27 protein-coding genes and 1 tRNA gene are annotated in these 17,247 nt (G+C 66.0%); 11 read left to right on the top strand and 17 right to left on the bottom strand.

All coding sequences use genetic code 11. The features are described from left to right. From C448_RS04630 to C448_RS04615, 4 genes are read right to left on the bottom strand one after another with little or no spacing between them, the layout of a single operon-like run. Window positions 1-636, bottom strand: a complete 636-nt coding sequence (locus C448_RS04630) for a 30S ribosomal protein S3ae (RefSeq protein ID WP_004052151.1) — start codon at window positions 634-636, stop codon at window positions 1-3. Beyond that, entirely contained in the window at window positions 633-893 is a 261-nt protein-coding gene (locus C448_RS04625; RefSeq protein ID WP_004052150.1) for a KEOPS complex subunit Pcc1, read from the bottom strand. Before C448_RS04625 ends, C448_RS04630 begins: the two co-directional genes overlap by 4 nt. Continuing rightward, window positions 890-1,999, bottom strand: a complete 1,110-nt coding sequence (locus tag C448_RS04620; protein ID WP_004052149.1) for a hypothetical protein — start codon at window positions 1,997-1,999, stop codon at window positions 890-892. The genes C448_RS04625 and C448_RS04620 overlap by 4 nt, the downstream gene beginning before the upstream one ends. After that, complete coding sequence (locus C448_RS04615) at window positions 2,000-2,461, bottom strand: 30S ribosomal protein S15 (RefSeq protein WP_004052148.1); 462 nt, start codon at window positions 2,459-2,461, stop codon at window positions 2,000-2,002. Between the two features lie 177 nt (window positions 2,462-2,638). Between C448_RS04615 and C448_RS04610 the strand changes: the two genes are divergently transcribed. From C448_RS04610 to C448_RS04595, 5 genes are all read left to right on the top strand, one after another. Beyond that, window positions 2,639-2,710: transfer RNA gene (locus C448_RS04610), tRNA-Ala, on the top strand. Window positions 2,711-3,008: 298 nt separating this feature from the next. Beyond that, window positions 3,009-3,176: a hypothetical protein gene (locus C448_RS16255; protein ID WP_169316344.1), complete on the top strand. Its 168-nt coding sequence runs from the start codon at window positions 3,009-3,011 to the stop codon at window positions 3,174-3,176. Between the two features lie 96 nt (window positions 3,177-3,272). After that, a complete protein-coding gene (locus C448_RS04605) occupies window positions 3,273-4,580 on the top strand; it encodes an acetamidase/formamidase family protein (protein WP_004052147.1) in 1,308 nt (435 codons plus the stop codon). 65 nt (window positions 4,581-4,645) lie between these two features. Next, the gene (locus C448_RS04600; protein WP_004052146.1) at window positions 4,646-4,960 is read left to right on the top strand and encodes a DUF433 domain-containing protein; all 315 of its coding nucleotides are present in this window, start codon (window positions 4,646-4,648) and stop codon (window positions 4,958-4,960) included. Between the two features lie 2 nt (window positions 4,961-4,962). Beyond that, window positions 4,963-5,286 (top strand): DUF5615 family PIN-like protein, encoded by a 324-nt coding sequence (locus C448_RS04595; RefSeq protein WP_004052145.1) that lies wholly within the window; start codon window positions 4,963-4,965, stop codon window positions 5,284-5,286. A gap of 14 nt (window positions 5,287-5,300) precedes the next feature. Here C448_RS04595 and C448_RS04590 read toward each other — a convergent pair whose 3' ends face one another. The 6 genes from C448_RS04590 to C448_RS04565 all read right to left on the bottom strand — a co-directional run bounded on the left by C448_RS04590 (window position 5,301) and on the right by C448_RS04565 (window position 9,832). Beyond that, window positions 5,301-6,578 (bottom strand): RNB domain-containing ribonuclease, encoded by a 1,278-nt coding sequence (locus C448_RS04590; protein WP_004052144.1) that lies wholly within the window; start codon window positions 6,576-6,578, stop codon window positions 5,301-5,303. An 86-nt stretch (window positions 6,579-6,664) separates the two neighbouring features. Continuing rightward, window positions 6,665-7,420, bottom strand: a complete 756-nt coding sequence (locus C448_RS04585; protein WP_004052143.1) for a DUF5803 family protein — start codon at window positions 7,418-7,420, stop codon at window positions 6,665-6,667. Continuing rightward, complete coding sequence (locus tag C448_RS04580; protein ID WP_004052142.1) at window positions 7,417-8,082, bottom strand: DUF2110 family protein; 666 nt, start codon at window positions 8,080-8,082, stop codon at window positions 7,417-7,419. Before C448_RS04580 ends, C448_RS04585 begins: the two co-directional genes overlap by 4 nt. Beyond that, window positions 8,082-8,597, bottom strand: coding sequence for a transcription factor TFIIE subunit alpha (locus C448_RS04575; protein ID WP_004052141.1), 516 nt, complete (start codon window positions 8,595-8,597; stop codon window positions 8,082-8,084). The genes C448_RS04580 and C448_RS04575 overlap by 1 nt, the downstream gene beginning before the upstream one ends. A gap of 39 nt (window positions 8,598-8,636) precedes the next feature. Then, on the bottom strand, window positions 8,637-9,179 hold the full coding sequence (locus C448_RS04570) for a tRNA (cytidine(56)-2'-O)-methyltransferase (protein WP_004052140.1): 543 nt from the start codon (window positions 9,177-9,179) through the stop codon (window positions 8,637-8,639). Then, entirely contained in the window at window positions 9,179-9,832 is a 654-nt protein-coding gene (locus C448_RS04565; RefSeq protein ID WP_004052139.1) for a DsbA family protein, read from the bottom strand. Before C448_RS04565 ends, C448_RS04570 begins: the two co-directional genes overlap by 1 nt. Window positions 9,833-9,947: 115 nt before the next feature. On the opposite strand from C448_RS04565, the gene C448_RS04560 reads away from it, so the two are divergent. After that, window positions 9,948-10,877: an NAD-dependent epimerase/dehydratase family protein gene (locus C448_RS04560; protein ID WP_004052138.1), complete on the top strand. Its 930-nt coding sequence runs from the start codon at window positions 9,948-9,950 to the stop codon at window positions 10,875-10,877. Between the two features lies 1 nt (window position 10,878). On the opposite strand, the gene C448_RS04555 is transcribed toward C448_RS04560, so the two are convergent. Then, window positions 10,879-11,211, bottom strand: coding sequence for a BsuPI-related putative proteinase inhibitor (locus C448_RS04555; protein ID WP_004052137.1), 333 nt, complete (start codon window positions 11,209-11,211; stop codon window positions 10,879-10,881). Window positions 11,212-11,291: 80 nt separating this feature from the next. On the opposite strand from C448_RS04555, the gene C448_RS04550 reads away from it, so the two are divergent. Genes C448_RS04550 through C448_RS04540 form a run of 3 tightly spaced genes read left to right on the top strand, consistent with a single transcriptional unit; the run spans window position 11,292 to window position 12,992 of the window. Then, complete coding sequence (locus tag C448_RS04550; protein ID WP_004052136.1) at window positions 11,292-12,020, top strand: DUF2797 domain-containing protein; 729 nt, start codon at window positions 11,292-11,294, stop codon at window positions 12,018-12,020. A 45-nt stretch (window positions 12,021-12,065) separates the two neighbouring features. Beyond that, entirely contained in the window at window positions 12,066-12,494 is a 429-nt protein-coding gene (locus C448_RS04545; protein ID WP_004052135.1) for a hypothetical protein, read from the top strand. A gap of 57 nt (window positions 12,495-12,551) precedes the next feature. Further along, entirely contained in the window at window positions 12,552-12,992 is a 441-nt protein-coding gene (locus C448_RS04540) for a hypothetical protein (RefSeq protein ID WP_004052134.1), read from the top strand. Window positions 12,993-13,027: 35 nt separating this feature from the next. Here the strand turns inward: C448_RS04540 and cysE are convergent, their stop codons facing one another. Then, window positions 13,028-13,624, bottom strand: a complete 597-nt coding sequence (gene cysE, locus C448_RS04535; RefSeq protein ID WP_080503153.1) for a serine O-acetyltransferase — start codon at window positions 13,622-13,624, stop codon at window positions 13,028-13,030. 67 nt (window positions 13,625-13,691) lie between these two features. Between cysE and C448_RS04530 the strand changes: the two genes are divergently transcribed. Next, entirely contained in the window at window positions 13,692-14,834 is a 1,143-nt protein-coding gene (locus C448_RS04530; RefSeq protein ID WP_004052132.1) for an acyl-CoA dehydrogenase, read from the top strand. A gap of 11 nt (window positions 14,835-14,845) precedes the next feature. On the opposite strand, the gene C448_RS04525 is transcribed toward C448_RS04530, so the two are convergent. The 3 genes from C448_RS04525 to C448_RS04515 all read right to left on the bottom strand — a co-directional run bounded on the left by C448_RS04525 (window position 14,846) and on the right by C448_RS04515 (window position 16,304). After that, window positions 14,846-15,160, bottom strand: coding sequence for an AzlD family protein (locus C448_RS04525; RefSeq protein ID WP_004052131.1), 315 nt, complete (start codon window positions 15,158-15,160; stop codon window positions 14,846-14,848). Next, the gene (locus C448_RS04520) at window positions 15,153-15,896 is read right to left on the bottom strand and encodes an AzlC family ABC transporter permease (protein WP_004052130.1); all 744 of its coding nucleotides are present in this window, start codon (window positions 15,894-15,896) and stop codon (window positions 15,153-15,155) included. Before C448_RS04520 ends, C448_RS04525 begins: the two co-directional genes overlap by 8 nt. A gap of 138 nt (window positions 15,897-16,034) precedes the next feature. Beyond that, complete coding sequence (locus tag C448_RS04515) at window positions 16,035-16,304, bottom strand: hypothetical protein (RefSeq protein ID WP_239640522.1); 270 nt, start codon at window positions 16,302-16,304, stop codon at window positions 16,035-16,037. Between the two features lie 148 nt (window positions 16,305-16,452). Here C448_RS04515 and C448_RS04510 point away from each other — a divergent pair, with 148 nt between their 5' ends. Then, window positions 16,453-16,728 carry a DUF7111 family protein gene (locus C448_RS04510; RefSeq protein ID WP_004052128.1) on the top strand — a complete coding sequence of 92 codons (276 nt, stop codon included), beginning with the start codon at window positions 16,453-16,455 and terminating at the stop codon, window positions 16,726-16,728. Between the two features lie 103 nt (window positions 16,729-16,831). On the opposite strand, the gene C448_RS16895 is transcribed toward C448_RS04510, so the two are convergent. Together C448_RS16895 and C448_RS04505 are read right to left on the bottom strand one after the other, a co-directional pair. Continuing rightward, a complete protein-coding gene (locus C448_RS16895) occupies window positions 16,832-16,966 on the bottom strand; it encodes a hypothetical protein (RefSeq protein ID WP_004052127.1) in 135 nt (44 codons plus the stop codon). A 35-nt stretch (window positions 16,967-17,001) separates the two neighbouring features. Beyond that, window positions 17,002-17,199, bottom strand: coding sequence for a DUF5800 family protein (locus C448_RS04505; RefSeq protein ID WP_004052126.1), 198 nt, complete (start codon window positions 17,197-17,199; stop codon window positions 17,002-17,004). Between the last annotated feature and the right edge of the window lie 48 nt (window positions 17,200-17,247).

Below are 17,247 nucleotides of genomic sequence, written 5' to 3'. Positions count from 1 at the left end.
TCAGACCTCGACGTCGCTCTCGTCGACGTCGACGGCGGTCGCTTCCTCTTCGGCGACCTCGTCGGGGTGTGCATCGAGCGCGAGCTTGCCGATCTCGACGCGTCGCAGCGGGTAGATCGTCCGTGCCTCGCCGTAGATGGCGCTCGACAGTCGCCCCTGCGTGACGCTGTCGGTGAGCTCCTCGAAGGTGCGCTCGCTCGCGGCCTCCTCGACGAGCTCGGTCATCTCCTTGCGGATCGCCTTCTCCTGGCTGTCGTCGGCCTTTTTCGTGGTGAAGGCCACCGGCTGGATGCGCACGCGATAGTCGTCGCTCGTGCGCACGGTGAGGTAAGCCTCGACCTTCGAGGCACCGCGGCGCACCAGGCTGCCGAGGTAATCGCGCGTGAGTTCGTGTTTCTCGAACTCGGTGTAGGCGGCGTCGCTGCCGATGTCGGTGATGCGGAAGGTGAGCTTGACGTTGTTCGCACCGGCATCGTCGGTCAGCTCGCCGAGGGTCGTTTCGATGGTGCGATCGAGCACCGCGTTCGGTTCGTCGGCGGGGGTCTCACCGAGCTCGGCCCGGTCGAAGGACTCGGGCGCGAAGACGGTGTACCACCGCTTGGTCTGCTGCTGTCGTGATACTGAACGTTCGCTCATGCTATGTCGTTGTCCGTTCTGTCGTCGTCCGCTTCGTCGTGTTCGTTCGCGATCCGTACGATTCGTTCGGCCACCGTGAGGTTGACGACGTAGTCGTCGACCGTCGAGCGCAACCCGCCGACCCGCTCGCGCTCGAGCACCGTCTCGATGCTGTCGCCGACGACCGCAGTGTCCATCTCCGCCGTGTTGTCCGGTTCGAGCGCCGCCGCGACGATCCCCGCAGCTGCGGAATCCGTCCGGAGTCGTGCGCGCTTCACGCCGACGCCTCCCGGAACGCCGTGACGAACGCGTCGGCGTCCTCGAAGCGCGCGCGACCGCGCCGGGCGCTCCCGTCGCCGTCACCGCCCGCGGCCGCTGCCGCCTCGTCCATCCGTCCGCCGATCTTCACATCGTCGATCGCTGCGGCCGCTGCACGCGTCTCCGAGACGGCGAGCGCGACCGGTTCCGGCGAGCGGAAATCACGCAGAAGGCGGGCGACCGTTGCGAGCGGTGCGTCGTCGACACGGGCAACGAACAGGCCCCGATGGCGTTCGGTCGTCATCCCGTCGAGCGCCGCGTGTGCCCGGTTTCCATGTGTCCGCCAGGCCGCGAGCGCGGCGTCCCACACGTCGTGACCGAGCGCCAGCGCGAGGCCGACGCCGGGTCGCTCGCGGGCACACGCACGGAGCACGTCGGCGTAGCCGCCGACAGTCACCGGCTGCCCGCTGATCGCGCGTTCGTCATTCTCGATGATGGTGTACGGTCTGAGCGCACGCGCCACCGACTCGGCGGCCCGTGGCGTCGCGTCGTCCGCGGACGCCACCGAGAGCGCGAGCAGGGAGGCGATCTCCCGGGGATCGTCCCGTCCATCGAGCGTCGCCGCGGCCGCCTCCTCGTCCCCCGAGAAGGGGGCGTGGACGAGCGTCGTGTGCGCCAACCCGTCGGCGAGGTCGGCGACCGGCACCGCGACGCCGGGCCGCTGCTCGACGAGATCACGCTCGCGGGCGTCCGCGAGGGCAGTGCTCTCGTCGAAATCGGTCGGAAAGGAACCGGCGAGCGCGAGAATCGGGTCGGGATCGCCACCGAGATCGCGGGCGATCCCGACGGCCGTCTCGCTGGCCGACGGTTCCCCGAAGAGGGTGAGATCACCACCCTCGACACCGATGTGGACGGTCGTCGCATCGTCGGTCGCCGCCGTGGCTCGCCCGGTGACGCGCGCCTGGAACGGGACGTCCCGCTCGGCGAGCGCGCGACCGAGCAGTCCGGCCGCCGCGAGCGAGTCGGCGTCGTCGCTCGCGAGCAGTCGGACGAACGCGGCCTCGCGAAGCGCGTCGGCGGCGCTGTCGGCCGCGGGCGAGTCCTCGGGGCGACCGGCGATCGCCATCTACAGGAGTTCCTCTGCGTGCTCGTAGGTGTACTCGAAGTCCGCGTCGAGTTCGTCGCCGCGGTAGTAGTCGGCGAGCCGGCGGACCTTCGCCTCCGTGTTCTGGAGCGCGCGCTTGTTTTGGGCGTCGTTCGGGTTCGTGGTCATGTGCTCGCGCAGTCTGACGGCCCGTTCGAGCAGGTTCCGGAAGTCCTCGGGGAGCCCCGACGCCGCGTCGTGCTCGTCGAGGATCTCGGTGACTTTCTTGTCGGTCGCCAGCTGGACGTTCGGCACCGGCGTGCCCTGGACGCCCTCGTCGCGGAGCTTGAGACCGATCTCGCTCGGGCTGTGGCCCTGTTCGGCCAGCTCGACGACGCGGTTCTCGACCGCGTCGGCGTCGACGTCGCTCCACTCCGGTGGATCGTCCGCCACGGGCTTGTCCGAATCGGACGAGCCGCGGCGTCGTGTATGCATTCGTGCCATTGTTGAGGATAGGAGTCGCACGAAACGCTACGGACACTACCGCAATCTCGGAGTCCACGTGGACGAGTCGGATTTGCGGCCGTGCTGTTCCCACTCCCAACACTTCCCGCACCGAAGTAAACCGTTTCGACTCGATGACGATGGGTTTATGAGATAGACGGCGATAGCAGGGGATGCGGGCTCGTAGATCAGTGGTAGATCATCCCCCTGGCACGGGGAAGGCCTCGGGTTCAAATCCCGACGAGTCCATCCCACCTTTTTGCACTTCGCTCGCGCGCCAGCGGCGCGCTTCGCTCAGGCAAAAATCTGGACCAAAAAGCGCATCGGACTCCCTCCGGTCGTCCTCGCGCCCGCTCGCTCACTGCGTTCGCTCGCGGTGACGGTGGCTCGCACTACCGCTCCGGAGTGGATGATGATCGTCTCTTTGCTCGCGAAACCGCCTTCCTGCGTTCGTCGAAGCTCGTGGTCGAATTGACCCGATAGTGAATCATGGACGCTTGCATAGGACGGCCAAACGGTGAGGGGACGTCACCTCAATGGAACGAGTATGGGCGCAATCACCGACCTCGCGGAGAGCATCAACGACGCACGGCGTTCGATCTGGGGCGAGGCGAGCACCGTCGGCAAGATCCTGATTCTCGTGGTACTCATCGCATCGGGCATCGGCATCCCGGTCATCATTATCGCGCTCGTTGCACAGGCGATCGCCGAATAGTCGGTCGGGCTCGTCCGGCGCGATCCACCGGTATGGGTTCTTGGCATTGATCCGACAGAGGTGCTTATGTCATTGTGTGTCATAGTGACTCTGGTCATGGCACAACGCGAGATCCAAGAAGAACTCACCGTCGACCAGTACACGCTCGGGTTGGTCGGCCCCGATCAGGAGTGGGCCGGCACCGTCGCCGACGGTGGCACCGTTCGCACTCACACGCCGCCGGCGTGCTGGGGACCGATGATCACGCCCGACTTCAGGGGTGGCCACGAGGTGACACGGCCGATCGCCGTCGAGAACGCCGAGGTGGGCGACGCGATCGCGCTCACGATCGAGGACATCGAAGTGACGAGCGTCGCGACGAGCACCGGCAGCATGCGAGAGCGCGACGAGGCCTTCGGCGACGATCCGTTCGTCGATCATCGCTGTCCCGAATGCGGCACCGAGTGGCCAGAAAGTATCGTCGAGGGCACAGGCGAAGAGTCCATCAAGTGTGCCGAGTGCGGTGCAAACGCCTCGTCATTTGGCTTCGAGTTCGGCTACACCGTGGCCTTCGACGAAGACAGGTCTGTGGGGCTGACGATGGACGATGCGGCGGCCGAGGAGCTCGCCGAGAACGCCCGCGAGGCGATGGCGCTGCCCGAGAACTCCCGCCAGCATCCGATCCTCCTCTACAAACCCTCTGGAATGGCCGGCACGCTCGGTCATCTCCGACCCTTCATCGGCAACGTCGGCACCACACCGCCGGTCGAACTGCCGGACTCGCACAACGCCGGCGACTTCGGTCAGTTCCTCATCGGAGCCGAGCACGATTGGGGGCTTCCGGACGAGGAGGCGCTCGCGGAGCGCACGGACGGCCACATGGACGTCAACGCTGTCCGCGAGGGCGCAGTGCTCATCTGCCCGGTGAAGGTCGACGGCGGCGGGGTCTACGTCGGCGACCTCCACGCAAACCAGGGCGATGGCGAGCTATCGCTGCACACCACCGATGTGAGCGGGCGCACCGAACTTGGCGTCGAGGTCATCAAAGGGCTCGACATCGACGGCCCGCTCTTGCTCCCGAACGAAGCGGATCTCTCGCACATCGCAGCGCCCTACACCGAGATGGAACGCGAGACCGGCCGCGCGCTCGCCGACGAGCACGGCGTCGAGATGGTCGAGGAGATGGGGCCGATACAGGTCATCGGCAGCGGCGAGACCATCAACGCCGCGACCGAGAACGCCTTCGACCGCGCGGGCAATCTGCTCGACATGTCCGAGGGCGAAATCCGCGGCCGATGCACCTTCACTGGCGGCGTCGAGATCGGTCGCCTGCCCGGCGTCGTGCAACTCACGATGCTCGCGCCGATGGACCGTCTCGAAGAGCGCGGCATCGGGGAGCTGGTGAGAGGGCAGTACGACCTCTAACGGCGGGCATCCACTACGACTGCACGCCGCGATAGGTTTTATCCGCTGGCGTGCATAGAGCCCACATGGCCGAGATCGTCTCGACACCGGAGGTACTGGGCGGCAAGCCCAGAATCGAGGGGCGGCGTATCGGCGTCCACCAAGTCGTCTCGCTAGTCGTCGACGGCAACCTCATGCCCGAGGAGATGGCCGTCCGGTACGACCTCGAACTCGCGGACATCCATCGTGCGATCACCTACTACTACGACAACCCCGAGGAGATCAGAGCGGTGCAGAAGCGCCGCCAAGAGAACATCGAAAACGCGGATCCGATCCGACCCGAGGACCTCGGCATCGAACCGCGAGACACCGCCGACCCGAAACCGAGATCGGACGACTGATCGTGCGGATCATCGTCGACGAGAACGTTTCGGACGCTGTCGTCAACGCGGTTCGCGCGGCGGGCCACGAACTCGAACTCGTTCGGGATGCGTACGGAACCGGGACCGACGATACCGAAATCGAGAGCAGAGCCGGCGAGGACGCCCGAGCAGTGCTGACTCATGACGACGATTTCCTCGGTTTGGACGCGCCACACGCCCCGGTTCTGTTCATGCCGGATGATTCCCCATCGGTGGCACGCGTCGCCAGTGCGATCAACCGGATGGAGGACAATGGAATCGACCTGACCGACGGCGAGTTCTTCGTTCCCGATGGCTGGGCCTGACCACGACTGAACCGCTATTCGTCGTCGACGATCTCGATTCCCCGATTGTTCACTGCATCCGCATCCAGGCCGACCTCCTCCAGGAACTGCTTGTACTCGCGTTCGCATTTCTCGGCGGCCTGCTGTTGGTCGGAAGCGTGATCGCAGAGTCCCAGCAGGTCCTCGGGCACGTCGTTTTCGTGGACGATCCAATGGTTCACCAAGTCCGACAGCCGGCGGATCGGACTCGTGAAGTGGCCATAGATGTCGAAATTGAGCGCGTGATGGCCCCCGAACGGATCGTTCATGTAGCGTGCGCGGGGCATGACCTTCATCACGGCGAACTGGATCTTGCCGAGCTGGCGCTCGGGTGCCTCTTCGAGCGTGGCGTTGACCGCGATGCGCGGGTCGTCGCCCCATGCCTCGCCGGGGATCGAGACGCCGTCAAGCTCCTGGATCTCCTGGAGTGCATCGTCCCACTGCTCGGGCGAGGGCTGTGGGTGGACGCGGTACATCGCCTCCACACCCCTGTTCCACATCAGTTCGTGCGTGACGGCTTTGTTCGCCTTCAGCATGCACTCCTCGATGATGGTGTGTGCGCGGTCGCGGCGCGGGTTCAGCACCAAGGAGCCGTCGGCCTTGCGCTGTTCATGCATGCGATCGGCGAGTTCGAACACCAGCGAACTCTCCTCGTGGAGATCGCTCTCGGAGTCGTCGAGGCGCTCCTCGGCCTGCGTGTAGGTCAGGCGTTCGTCGCTGCGGATCACCGATTTGTAGATGTCGATCTCCTCGTACGTGAGCGTCTCGCGGTCCAGGTGCATCTCGACGGTGTGGGCGAGTCGGTCCTCGTCGGGGACGAGCGAGCAGACCGTCTCGGCGAGCGCCGCGGGCAGCATGTGGATGGTGTAGTCGGGTAGGTACACCGTGTTCGCGCGCCTGACGGCTTCGGCCCACATCTCGCTGTCGGGATCGACGTAATGAGTGACGTCGGCGATGTGGACCCAGAGCACGTACTCGTCGTCGCGTTTCTCGATGCTCAGCGCGTCGTCGAAATCGCGCGCGTCGATCGGATCGGTCGTCCACGTCGTCAGCTCCCGGAGGTCCTCGCGCACGTCGAGTTCGGTCTCGATGTCCCCGGCGATGTCGTCGGTACGCTCGGCGGCCTCGTCGAGCACTGCGTCGGGGAACTCGTCGTGGACACCGAACTTCTCCAGCAGCTCCTCGCGCTTGTTTTCGAGATGGCGGGCGAGTTCGTCGTCGATCTCGACGGGTCCCTGTGCCTCGACGGTCCCGGCGGCTGCGTTGTCGCTCATAGGGTTGCTACGCGCGGGCGTCAATTAGTCGTTCTGGCACTCGGTCGCGACGCAGTCATCGTCGAAAATCGAGCAATGGAGTGCTCTCAGAGACCAGGACCGTCGTTCTCGCCGGTATCGACGTCCGGACCGGCCTGCTCGCGCCGGCGCTCCAGTTCGCGGATCTGGCGGAGGTAGTAGAGCGCGCCGGCGAGCGCGACCACGACGAGCACGGCCGCCCCCGCGGCGAAGATGTAGAGGTCGCGCGCGAGATAGTAGCGGACGATGACTGCGTTGCTCTGGACGTCCGGCCAACTGATCTGCACCCGTCCGGTGTCGGTGCGCGTCGTCCGATGATCACCGGGTGAGACGCGCGCGAGCGGTTCGTAGGTGACGCGCATCCCCTGGGGGATCGTCACCTCGTAGGTGCCCGAAACGAACGTCTGCGTCGAGAGTCGCTTGCCCTGTGCCGATGCGCTGAAGGCGAGCTTGCCGTTGCGCGCGGGCAGCGAGATCATCGTCCGTTTCTCCTGATTGGTCGCGTTCAGCGCCGGCGACGATGGACCGACGACCGTCCCGTTCGGATACTGGAACCTGAGCGCCGAGATCGCGAGCGGCCCTTCGCGGCCGAGTCCGTCGCGGCTGTGGATGGGGAACTGCGTGCGGTTGTCGACCTTGTAGACGGCCTCGTACTCGCCGCCGGTGACGTTGATCGAGGCGTTGGCATTGCTGCTCCAGTCGTAACTTTCGTTTTCCGCGAGCGCCTGCTCGTCGACGGAATCCGGACCGAGCACCGACGAACAGCCTGCAAGGACGAGAAAGGCGACCAGCAGGACGCCGGCGAGCGCTCGCTTGCGGCTCATGGCACGACACAGAGCAGCTCGGCCGGCAGGTAGCCACCGATGCTCGACAGCAGGCCGGGCGGGTCGGTCCCCTCGCCGCAGATGATGCTCTGTTCCAGCAGGCCGAGTCGCTCGACGGTGACGATGTCGGTCGCGTGGCCCGCACGGTTGACGGTCGCCCGCACCTCTCCGCGCGTCGCGCTGTTTGCGTTCACTCGCCCCGCACCGCGCGACCACTCGTAGAGCCGATCGCGCTCGGCGTCGGCCAGTCGGTGTGGCTCGCCGTAGACGAACTGCATGGGAACGTGCTGGACGAGCCCGAATCGCGTGCGGATCTGTTCGGGCGTGCCCGGCCCGAGCCCGAGCTCGGCGCTCGGAACGCGGATGTCTTCGCCGGCGTCGAGGACGAACCCGGACTCGTCCCACGATTCGAGCGTTCCGGTGTAGGTGTCACCGCTCTCGAAATCCGGCGTGATCGTCCCCCATCGCTCGTCGAGGACGTTCCTGGCGACGGTCTCGTCCTCGCCCTCGACGGTGACGCTCGGGAAGTCGTCGTGACGGACGCCGACGTCGTACTCGACGCCGAGCTCACCGATGGCGTTGTCGACCAGCGAGCGGAGCCCGTCGAGCGCGCGCTCGCGGGCGTCGCCCTCGACGTAGCATTTGGTTGCGAGAACGACCATCAGGCCACGTTGAGTTCGGCGCGGAGTTCATCGATGCGGTCGTCCATCGCCGTGACGAGGTGGTCGTTGTCGAGCGCGTCGAGCTCGGAGCCACACTGAGGACACTCGAAGTCGAACTCCATCGCCTCCTCGAACTCGAACCGGATGGAGTCGACCTCACAGAGGAAGAACTCGTGGTTGCGCTCGTACTCGCGGCGCTCTTCGAGCGCGTCGAGCAGTCGGTGCATCTCGTCGCGGAGGTTCTCGGGGATCGAGCCGTATTCGAGCGTCCAGAGATAGGTGAGCCAGCCCGAGTCCTCGTCGCGCAGCCGTCGGTAGTCGGCCAGATCGTTCTCGTAGAGGATGAACAGCGCTCGCCGGACGTCGTTGAGTTCGAGATCGAGCTCCTCGGCGAGCTCTTCGTCCGTCACTTCGCCATCGGGCGGCGCTGCGGCGACGGGCATCCCACGCGGACCGACGAGCTCGTGGAGATAGGTTTGGACGACGGGGTCTTCGAGAAGCTCCTCAAACGCCATTTACCGTACGGGGGTGCGCCAGCGCCGTAAACCCATCGTTCACCGCTCGTCGGTCCCCTCGACGCGCTTGCCGCGCTCCTCGGGAATCACGCGCCGGTCGGCATCGACCCACTCACGATCGAGTTCGCGTCCCTCGTGGAGTCGATCCAAAAAGACCGCGAGCGAGGCGACCTCGGAGTGGGGCTGGTTGGTGACGGCGACGTTGTGATCGGCCGCCTCGTAGACGTCGAACGGAACTTTCTCGGCCCCGACGACGACCAACAGCGGCCCGCTCCGATGCGTACTGCGGATCTCTTCTTCGACCTCCTGAACTGGTAGTCCGTACATCGTGAGATGGACGACGCGCCCATCGAACTCCTCCATGAGCGGTCGGTAGGAGTCACTTACCTCGACATCGAACGGGCCGCCGAAGCGGTCGGTGATGTCGGTGACGGTCTCCTTCGGTCCCTCCGCCTTGCCCGCGAACACCACCCGGTCGGCACCGAGCGCACGGGCGGTCAGGCCGACGTGCGTGCTCATGCGCTCGTCGCGGCCGGGCCGATGACCGAGTCGGAGAACGGTGAGTTCGGGATCGCCCCGCATCAGGCCGACTCGATGGCCGAGCTGATCGCCTCGACCGTCGGCTCCACGGTTGTATCGCCGACGAACACCGTCGGCGTCCCCTCCACGCCACGATCCTTCCCGGTCTGCTTGTTCGCCGAGACGGTCGATTCGTGCGTCTGGTTTTCGGCGGCCTTCCGGACGGCGCTCCCATCGAGATCCATCTCCTTGGCCAGCGAGGCGTAGGTCTTCGATCCGAGCGACGACTGGTTCTCGTAGAGCGCCGTCGCGTATTTGAAGAACTGCTTCGCGCCGGTGCGTTGCTGCACTGCGCGGGCGGCGCTCGCCGCGCGCCAGGAGATATCGTTGACGACCGGGAAGTCGTAGTGTTCGTACCGGATCTTCCCCAGGTCGATATACTGCGAAGCGATCGTCGGCAGGACGTCGAGGACGTACGTCTGACAGTGCGGGCAGGCGAAGTCCTCGAAGACGGTTACGGTCGTGCTCGCTTCGGGGTCGCCCTGCACCGGCGTCGGCAGCGTGTCGCCACCGCCGGAGCCGTTGGAGCCGCTCGACGCCCCGCCGAGACAGCCGGCCAGCGTGCTCGCGGTCAGCCCACCGATGCCGAGTAACGCTCGTCGCCTGTCGATGCGCGGTAGGCCCGGCGAAGCGGGCGAATCGCGGTCCTGGTTCATTGGTCCGTTATCGCGGCGGACCGGGGATAAATCCCGCGACCGTCGACGCCCAGATGGGGACGGACGGCCGAATAGCAACCGGAAGACACATGGTTCGAGCCTCGGCATCCGAGACATGCAACTCTCCGGCAAGCGCGTGCTCGTTACCGGCGGGGCGGGACTCGTCGGCTCGCATCTCGCCGCGCGGCTCTGTGCCGACAACGACATCGTGGTCGCCGATGACCTCTCGAAGGGTTCGCGTGAGCGCGTTCCCGACGGCGCGACGTTCGTCGAGGCCGATATGACCGATCCCGACGACGTGGCGTCGGTTCTCACCGAGGATCTCGACTGCGTGTTCCACTTCGCGGCCTACACCGATACCAACTACGCGGACCCCCGAAAGCTGTTCGAGGAGAACGGCGCGATGACCTACAACGTGCTCGAACGCGCCCGCGAGGTCGGTGTCACGAACGTAGCATTCACCTCTTCTTCGACTGTGTACGGTGAAGCGCCGATGCCGACCCCCGAGGACTACGCGCCGCTCGAACCCATCTCCATCTACGGCGCGAGCAAGCTCGCCGACGAGGGGATCCTCTCGACGTACGCCCACTCCCACGAGTTCACCGTCTGGCTCTTCCGCTTCGCGAACATCGTCGGCCCGCACCAGCGCGGCAACGTCGTCCCGGACTTCATCGAGAAGCTCGCCGACGATCCCCACGAGCTCGAAATCCTCGGCGATGGCCGTCAGGAGAAGTCCTATCTCCACGTCGACGACTGCATCGAGGCGATCACCCACGTCGTCGAACACGGAGACCGGTCGATGAACACCTACAATCTCGGGACGCGGACGACGACTTCCGTCACGCGCATCGCGGACATCGTCGCCGACGAGATGGGACTCGATCCGGAATACAGCTACACGGGCGGCGATCGCGGCTGGACCGGCGACGTGCCACGGATGCGCCTCTCGATCGAGAAACTCTCGGCGCTCGGCTGGTCGCCCGAACTGTCGAGCGACGCCGCGGTCCGTCGTGCGACACGCGAACTCATCACGGAACTGACCTGAGCTACATCGAGATCTCGGTGCTGGCCTCACAGTTCTGATTGTCGGCTTCGAGCGTCGCCACCGCGGTGTGCGTACCCGTTTCCGGCTGCTGCCACTCGCCCTCGTAGCTCACCGACTCGCCGGGATCGATCGATTCGGACTGAAGCGCCTGGGTGAACATCCGGCCGTGTGACCAGCGCCAGCGCTCCTCGTCGCCGTCGAGAACGGCGAAATCGGCGCTACACGAGTCCCGAAAGGAGAGGGTCACGGGGTCGTCGCCGTCGTTTGCGACGGTGAAGGTGAACGAGACGCGATCGGATTCGACGGTCGCGTCGAGACTGCCGGTGAGTGCCATGCGGAGTGTCGAGCAGCGATAGAAAAAAGCGTGCGGGCCGATGGCGGTGGGGTTTTGTCCCGCGCCCGCCGACAACCGGTGTGCAGATCGTGGGGTATCGCAACGACGAGCCCGCCCTCCTGGTCGCCGAGGCGGGAGCCGTCCGCCGACTGTCGCTCGCCCCCGGAACCGAACTCGCCTACACCCTCTCCGAGCGCCACTGTGCCGGGACGATCGACGGCGAGCGCCACATTGCTTGTGAGCGCGATCGCTCGCCGTACTGCGAACTCCACACCACGCCATGGTCAGTGGCGAACAACCGCGACTCCGAGGCCGAGCACGCGATCTACCTTGCCGCCTTTGCGCCAGCCGTTTTCAAGGTGGGCGTCACCAGACTGGAACGGCTCGAAACCCGCCTGCGCGAGCAGGGTGCCGACCGCGCCGCCCACGTACGAACCGTTCCCGACGGCCGGATCGCGCGCGAGCGCGAGACGGCGATCAGGGTCGAACACGACATCACCGAGCGCGTGCGCGTGGCGACGAAGATCCAGGGATTCGGTGAGATCATCGACGAAAACGCTTGGAACGACCTCCTCGCCGAGTTCGACGTTCGCAAGCAGTTCACCTTCGACTACGGACTCGACCTGGATGGACGCCCGCTCGCCGAGACGATGCTGAGCGGCGTCGTCCGTGGGAGCAAGGGACGGGTGTTGGTGCTCGATCATCGGGGCACGACCTACGCGGTCGATCTGCGCGATCTCGTTGGCTGCGAAATTGACGAAGGAGCGACCGATCGGGAACTCCAGGCCAGTCTCGATGGGTTCGCTTGATATCGGTACCGAACGCTTTTCCGGCGGGCCGGCGAACCGGGGCGCATGGCAGACGACGAACCCGAACACACCGACGACGAGGCGACCGAGCAATCGGGCGAGGACGAGGAACAGTCCTTCCGCGAGCGCGTCGAAGAGATCCGCGAACAGCGCGACGAGGAAGGAGAGGGCGACGAGATGAGCCGCGAGGAGCGCATGGAAGAGATGATGGGCGGCGGTGGCGGTCCCGGCGGCATGGGTGGCGGTGGCGGCAACCCGTTCGCACAGATGATGGGCGGCATGATGGGCGGCGGTCCCGGCGGCGGCATGGGTGGCGGCCCGGGCGGCATGGGCGGCGGTCCGGGTGCAGGCCCCGGCGGCCCGGCCGAAGAGGGTAGCAACGAGGAGATGGTCCGCGAGGTCCGCCAGCTCCGCGACGAGGTCCACGACATCCGCCGAACGCTCGAACGCATCGCCGACGCGCTCGAAGACTGAGACGACCACTTTTCGTGACACGCGAACGAACTATCCACGGATGAACCGATCCGACGGATGATCGACCCGCGAGCCGTCGTCGCCGGGAGCGGGGTCGCCATCGCGGCGGCTGTCGTGGGGGCCACGGTGCCCGTTCCCGAACTCTTGTGGCCGCTCGCGATCGGTCTCGTTCTCGCCGTCGGCCTCGGCTGTGGTTTCGTCGCCGGCCGCCGATCGGCTGGTCGGTGGCGATCACGAGCACGCACGGGTGCGCTGGCGGGGTTTCTCGGCGGCACGATGCTGGCGATCGTTCTCTGGGCGAGCATGAGCAACGTGCTTCCGCGGGCGGAGTACAGCCCGTTCTGGCTGCTGAACGCGCTCGTCGCGGCCAATCCGATCGGCATCGAGCGCGTGCCGTGGCTTTACACCGGCAACACGCTGTTCTGGCCGCTGCTCGCGGCGTTCACCTGCCTGTTCGCCATCGAAGGCTACGTTGCCGGTGGTGCGACGAGTGGTTGAGAAGCGGGATCGAAACGCGTTCGGTGATCGAGCAGCTACTCCGCGAACTCGCCACCGAGTTCGACGCCCTCGTCGTCGAGACAGTCCCCGACGAGCTTCGCGGGGTTGCCGACGACGGTGCAGTTGGGCGGCACCGATTCGAGCACGACGGAGCCGGCACCGACGCTCGCGCCCTCGCCAACGGTGATCGGGCCGAGCAGGGTGGCGTTCGCCCCGATCGTCGATCCGTCGTCCAGTGTCGGATGGCGCTTCTCGTCGTCGAGCGTGTCGCCACCGAGCGTCACGCCCTGATAGAGCATCACGTCGTCACCGATGTCTGTCGTCTCGCCGACGACGACGCCCGCCCCGTGATCGATGAAACATCGCCGGCCGATCTCGGCTCCCGGATGGATCTCGACGCCGGTGAGCAGTCGGGTGATATGCGAGAGAACTCTGGCGAACAGCCCAAACCCGCGCTTCCAGCAGGCGTGTGTGAGTCGGTGTGTCCAGAGGGCGTGCATGCCCGGATAGGCGAGCACGACTTCGAGCGCGCTCTTGGCCGCCGGATCCTTCGCCAGCGCCGTCTCGATGTCCTCTCGAACCCGCTCGATGATCGATGGCATGGATATACACACTCGGGAGCCGATAGCCATAAGCGACGCGACCGGGTGTGCGATCGCTGGGCGGAACAGTAAAGCAACGCGGGCCGGATGAACGATTATGGACTTCAGTCTCTCGGCCGAGCAGCGCCAGATCGAGGAGATGGTCTCCGAGTTCGTCGACGAGGAGATCAAACCCCGTGCCGCCGAGATCGACGAGACGGACGAGTTCCCCCACGATCTCGTGAGCGAGATGGGCGAGCTCGGACTGATGGGCATGCCCTTCGCCGAGGAGTACGGCGGTGCGGGGCTCGACTACCACTCCTACGCCATCGGCCTGTCGGAGATTGCACGCGGATCGGGCGGGCTCGGCACCGTCGTCGCCGCCCACATCAGTCTCGCGGGCAACATGCTCGCCGAGTTCGGGACCGAAGCACAGAAAGAGGAGTATCTGACGCCGCTCGCGGAGGGCGACGACATTGGCGCGTTCGCGCTCTCGGAGGCCGGTGCGGGCAGCGACGTGCCGGCGATGGAGACCACGGCCGAGAAGGACGGCGACGAGTACGTCGTCGACGGCGGGAAGCTCTGGATCTCCAACGGCTCGGTCGCCGACACGATCACCCTGTTCGCGAAGACCGATCCCGACGCCGGCAACAAGGGGATCTCCTCGTTCATCGTCCGACCCGACGAGGACGACGGCTTCCACGTCGAGGGAACCGAGGACAAACTCGGCGATAAGGGCTGTCCCACGGCCGAACTGCGATTTTCGGACATGCGCATCCCCGAGGAGCGACGCCTCGGCGAGGAGGGGCGCGGGTTCGTCCACGCGCTCAAGACGCTCAACGGCGGCCGCATCACCATCGCCGCTCGCGGTGTCGGCATCGCACAGGCCGCACTCGACGAGGCGCTGGCGTACGCCCAGGACCGCGAGCAGTTCGACCAGCCGATCAGCGAGTTCCAGACGATCCAGCACAAGCTCGCCGACATGGACACCAAGCTCCAGGCCGCCCGCATGCTGATGCATCGCGCGGCGGATCTGAAGATCCGCGGCGAGGAGTTTCGGAAGGAGTCCGCACAGGCGAAACTGTACGCCAGCGAGATCAGCCGTGAAGTGGCCAACGAGGGCATCCAGATCCACGGCGGCTACGGCTACACGAAGGACTTCCCTGCCGAGCGGTTCTATCGGGACGCGAAGCTCAACGAGATCTACGAGGGGACGAGCGAGATCCTGCGCAACACGATCGCCGACAACCTGCTCGACTGAGCCACGCGACGTCAGACGACGCTTCTAACGGCCAGTACGGTGCCCACACCGACACCGAGCGACAGCAACAGACTTCCGGTTTTGTGGGCGACGGCGACGGTCGCACCGGCGGCGACCCACTCCGGAACACCGCCGTCGGCGAGCGCAGGCGCGATGAACGCGACGACAACCGCGCCCGGCAGCACGTCGAGACCGGCCTCGGCGCGCTCGGAGAGGTCGATGCGACCGACCAGCCAGAGCCCGCCGGCCTTCGTGGCGTAGGTGACGGCCGCCATTCCGACGATGAGGGCGACGACCGTGGGATCGAGCGCGAGCGCGTTACTCATAGCTCACCATTCTGACGACTGCGCCCGCGAGCGCGCCGACGATGACGTACCACTCGCCGGGGAGGACGGCGTTCGCGACGAGCGCGACACCCGCGGCCGCGAGCCACGGCCGGATCGATTCGCGGCCCTGCCAGAGCCCGACCGCGAGCGTGAGGAACAGGGCCGTGAGGACGTAGTCCAGCCCGTACTGTTCGGGCGTGCCGAGGAAATCGCCGGCGGTCACGCCGAGGACGGTCGCAACGATCCACAGCAGCCAGAGCACGAGGCCGCTACCGAGCAGGAACGCACCTCGCTTGCTGCCCGAGCGGAGCTTGCCGATGGTGAGCGCCCAGTTCTCGTCGGCGGTGAAGAAGACGCTGCCGTAGGCCGCCCGCGGCGAGAGCTGGCGAAACCAGGGACGCAGCGCCGCGCCCATCAGGAGATAGCGGAGGTTGACGATCCCGACGGTAGCGACGACGGTCGCCATCGGCACCGAGTCGGCCCAAAGCTCGACCCCGATCAGCTGTGCCGCCCCCGCGAGAACGGTCGCACTCATCAGCGCCGCCTCGGCGACGCTCAGCCCCGCCTGATCGGCGATGACGCCGAAGACGACGCCGTAGCCCGCGACGCCGACCGCGACCGGAAAGCCGGTGATGAACCCCTCGCGGACGCCCGCGAACGTGAAGGTCATGCCTCCGTCGTCGGGTTCGGTATCCGTCTCCACCGAGCGCTCGGTCGCCGACTCCGCTTCAGCCACTGCTCTCACTCCGTCTGGCGCACATCATCGACAACGACGGCACTGGCGTTCATAATGGTTCTGTCATCGGAATGAACCGCGGGTGACGCGCGATTCGAAAATCGGTGGTTTTCGATCGGTGCTACTGGCCGCTCGTCGTTACATCGTCAGCAGGTAGACGACCCACGTGAGGACGCCGACGCCGCCGACGCCGGCGATCAGACCACCCTGGAGGCGATCCTTGTGCTGGTAGACGACCCAGCCACAGTAGACGGCCACGAGGCCGACGACTGGCACGATCAGCCACGAGATGAGCGCGGCGATGATGCCACCCCACATGTAGCGACGCATGTTTCTGTCCTCCCCGGAACCGCTGTCCGACAGCGGGCTGCCGTCGGCCATTGCCGCTCCGGAATCGGAACTGCCCATACTGTAACTGAACGGTCAGTCAATTATAGGCCTTTTGGGTGAGGACGTGTCGATCCGCACGATGGCGGCGCGGCGAGCGAGTCGTTCGGGGTGCAAGCACGACACACGACCCGGCGCGCTTTTGCGGCGGCCCGCACAATGCGGATCGATGACCGACGAGACCGCCGCGGCGAACGGCATCACCGCCCGCTATACCGAGACTGACACCGAGCGCGTGCTCGCCCTCGAATCGGATGGACGATCGGCAGCCATCGCACAGAATCAGGAGGGGTACGCGATGCTCAAGGTACGACCGACGGCCGACGGCGACGAACTCGAACGGTACTACGGCTTCGACATGGCGCTCGACCACGCCGCCGAGTTGTTGGGAACGTCGCCACACGATCTCCCGGTGCCCGAGTCGGCCAGCGATATGGGGATGTGATACTGTCGGTCGGAAGTGCGTAAAGGGAAGATCGTGGAACTCCACCACAACGGGCGACGTTTGCGCCTCGTGAATCTCCGATCAGCTCCGTTCGACAGTACGATCAGAGCAGCGTGAAAAGCAGGTACGGAACCAGAAAGAGGACGACGGTCATCGCGATCAGGATCACGCCGTAGCCGACGACCGTACTCGCGATCGTCAACCACGCCGGGTGATCGTATTTCGAGAGCGCGCTCATGGTCGAGCCAGTCCGGGCGGGAACTTAAATCCTGCTCAGGCGGTGATGTCGCCGATGCGTTTCGGTTCGCCCGAGAGGTTCGGGTCCGGGGCGACGATCTTGAGCACTTCGTGGTCGGTGACGTCGGGATAGGTCTTGCCGGTGGCCTCCTCGACGAGGGCGCGTTCGAGGCGGAACTCCGTGCCTTCGTAGACGACATCGACGCCCTGCTCGTCGAACGACAGCGCAGTCATACCCCGATTACGCCCGTCACGGATAAAAGCCGCTCGCGTTCGTGACGG

Origin of the sequence: Halococcus morrhuae DSM 1307, assembly GCF_000336695.1 — an archaeon.
Taxonomy (GTDB): Archaea; Halobacteriota; Halobacteria; order Halobacteriales; family Halococcaceae; genus Halococcus; species Halococcus morrhuae.
The sequence above is the reverse complement of the archived record's forward strand: the minus strand, read 5'-3'. Positions and strand labels throughout refer to the sequence as shown.

Bases quoted from the DNA above. Each gene is read 5' to 3' on its own strand.
- C448_RS04630 (WP_004052151.1), bottom strand. From the start codon at position 636: ATGAGCGAACGTTCAGTATCACGACAGCAGCAGACCAAGCGGTGGTAC.
- C448_RS04580 (WP_004052142.1), bottom strand. From the start codon at position 8,082: ATGGTCGTTCTCGCAACCAAATGCTACGTCGAGGGCGACGCCCGCGAG.
- C448_RS04560 (WP_004052138.1), top strand. From the start codon at position 9,948: ATGCAACTCTCCGGCAAGCGCGTGCTCGTTACCGGCGGGGCGGGACTC.
- C448_RS04570 (WP_004052140.1), bottom strand. From the start codon at position 9,179: ATGCGGGGCGATCCCGAACTCACCGTTCTCCGACTCGGTCATCGGCCC.
- C448_RS04525 (WP_004052131.1), bottom strand. From the start codon at position 15,160: ATGAGTAACGCGCTCGCGCTCGATCCCACGGTCGTCGCCCTCATCGTC.
- C448_RS04620 (WP_004052149.1), bottom strand. From the start codon at position 1,999: ATGGCGATCGCCGGTCGCCCCGAGGACTCGCCCGCGGCCGACAGCGCC.
- C448_RS04605 (WP_004052147.1), top strand. From the start codon at position 3,273: ATGGCACAACGCGAGATCCAAGAAGAACTCACCGTCGACCAGTACACG.
- C448_RS04530 (WP_004052132.1), top strand. From the start codon at position 13,692: ATGGACTTCAGTCTCTCGGCCGAGCAGCGCCAGATCGAGGAGATGGTC.
- C448_RS04545 (WP_004052135.1), top strand. From the start codon at position 12,066: ATGGCAGACGACGAACCCGAACACACCGACGACGAGGCGACCGAGCAA.
- C448_RS04555 (WP_004052137.1), bottom strand. From the start codon at position 11,211: ATGGCACTCACCGGCAGTCTCGACGCGACCGTCGAATCCGATCGCGTC.
- C448_RS04515 (WP_239640522.1), bottom strand. From the start codon at position 16,304: ATGGGCAGTTCCGATTCCGGAGCGGCAATGGCCGACGGCAGCCCGCTG.
- C448_RS16255 (WP_169316344.1), top strand. From the start codon at position 3,009: ATGGGCGCAATCACCGACCTCGCGGAGAGCATCAACGACGCACGGCGT.
- C448_RS04565 (WP_004052139.1), bottom strand. From the start codon at position 9,832: ATGAACCAGGACCGCGATTCGCCCGCTTCGCCGGGCCTACCGCGCATC.
- C448_RS04575 (WP_004052141.1), bottom strand. From the start codon at position 8,597: ATGGCGTTTGAGGAGCTTCTCGAAGACCCCGTCGTCCAAACCTATCTC.
- C448_RS04585 (WP_004052143.1), bottom strand. From the start codon at position 7,420: ATGAGCCGCAAGCGAGCGCTCGCCGGCGTCCTGCTGGTCGCCTTTCTC.
- C448_RS04510 (WP_004052128.1), top strand. From the start codon at position 16,453: ATGACCGACGAGACCGCCGCGGCGAACGGCATCACCGCCCGCTATACC.
- cysE (WP_080503153.1), bottom strand. From the start codon at position 13,624: ATGGCTATCGGCTCCCGAGTGTGTATATCCATGCCATCGATCATCGAG.
- C448_RS04600 (WP_004052146.1), top strand. From the start codon at position 4,646: ATGGCCGAGATCGTCTCGACACCGGAGGTACTGGGCGGCAAGCCCAGA.
- C448_RS04615 (WP_004052148.1), bottom strand. From the start codon at position 2,461: ATGGCACGAATGCATACACGACGCCGCGGCTCGTCCGATTCGGACAAG.
- C448_RS04590 (WP_004052144.1), bottom strand. From the start codon at position 6,578: ATGAGCGACAACGCAGCCGCCGGGACCGTCGAGGCACAGGGACCCGTC.
- C448_RS16895 (WP_004052127.1), bottom strand. From the start codon at position 16,966: ATGAGCGCGCTCTCGAAATACGATCACCCGGCGTGGTTGACGATCGCG.
- C448_RS04505 (WP_004052126.1), bottom strand. From the start codon at position 17,199: ATGACTGCGCTGTCGTTCGACGAGCAGGGCGTCGATGTCGTCTACGAA.
- C448_RS04540 (WP_004052134.1), top strand. From the start codon at position 12,552: ATGATCGACCCGCGAGCCGTCGTCGCCGGGAGCGGGGTCGCCATCGCG.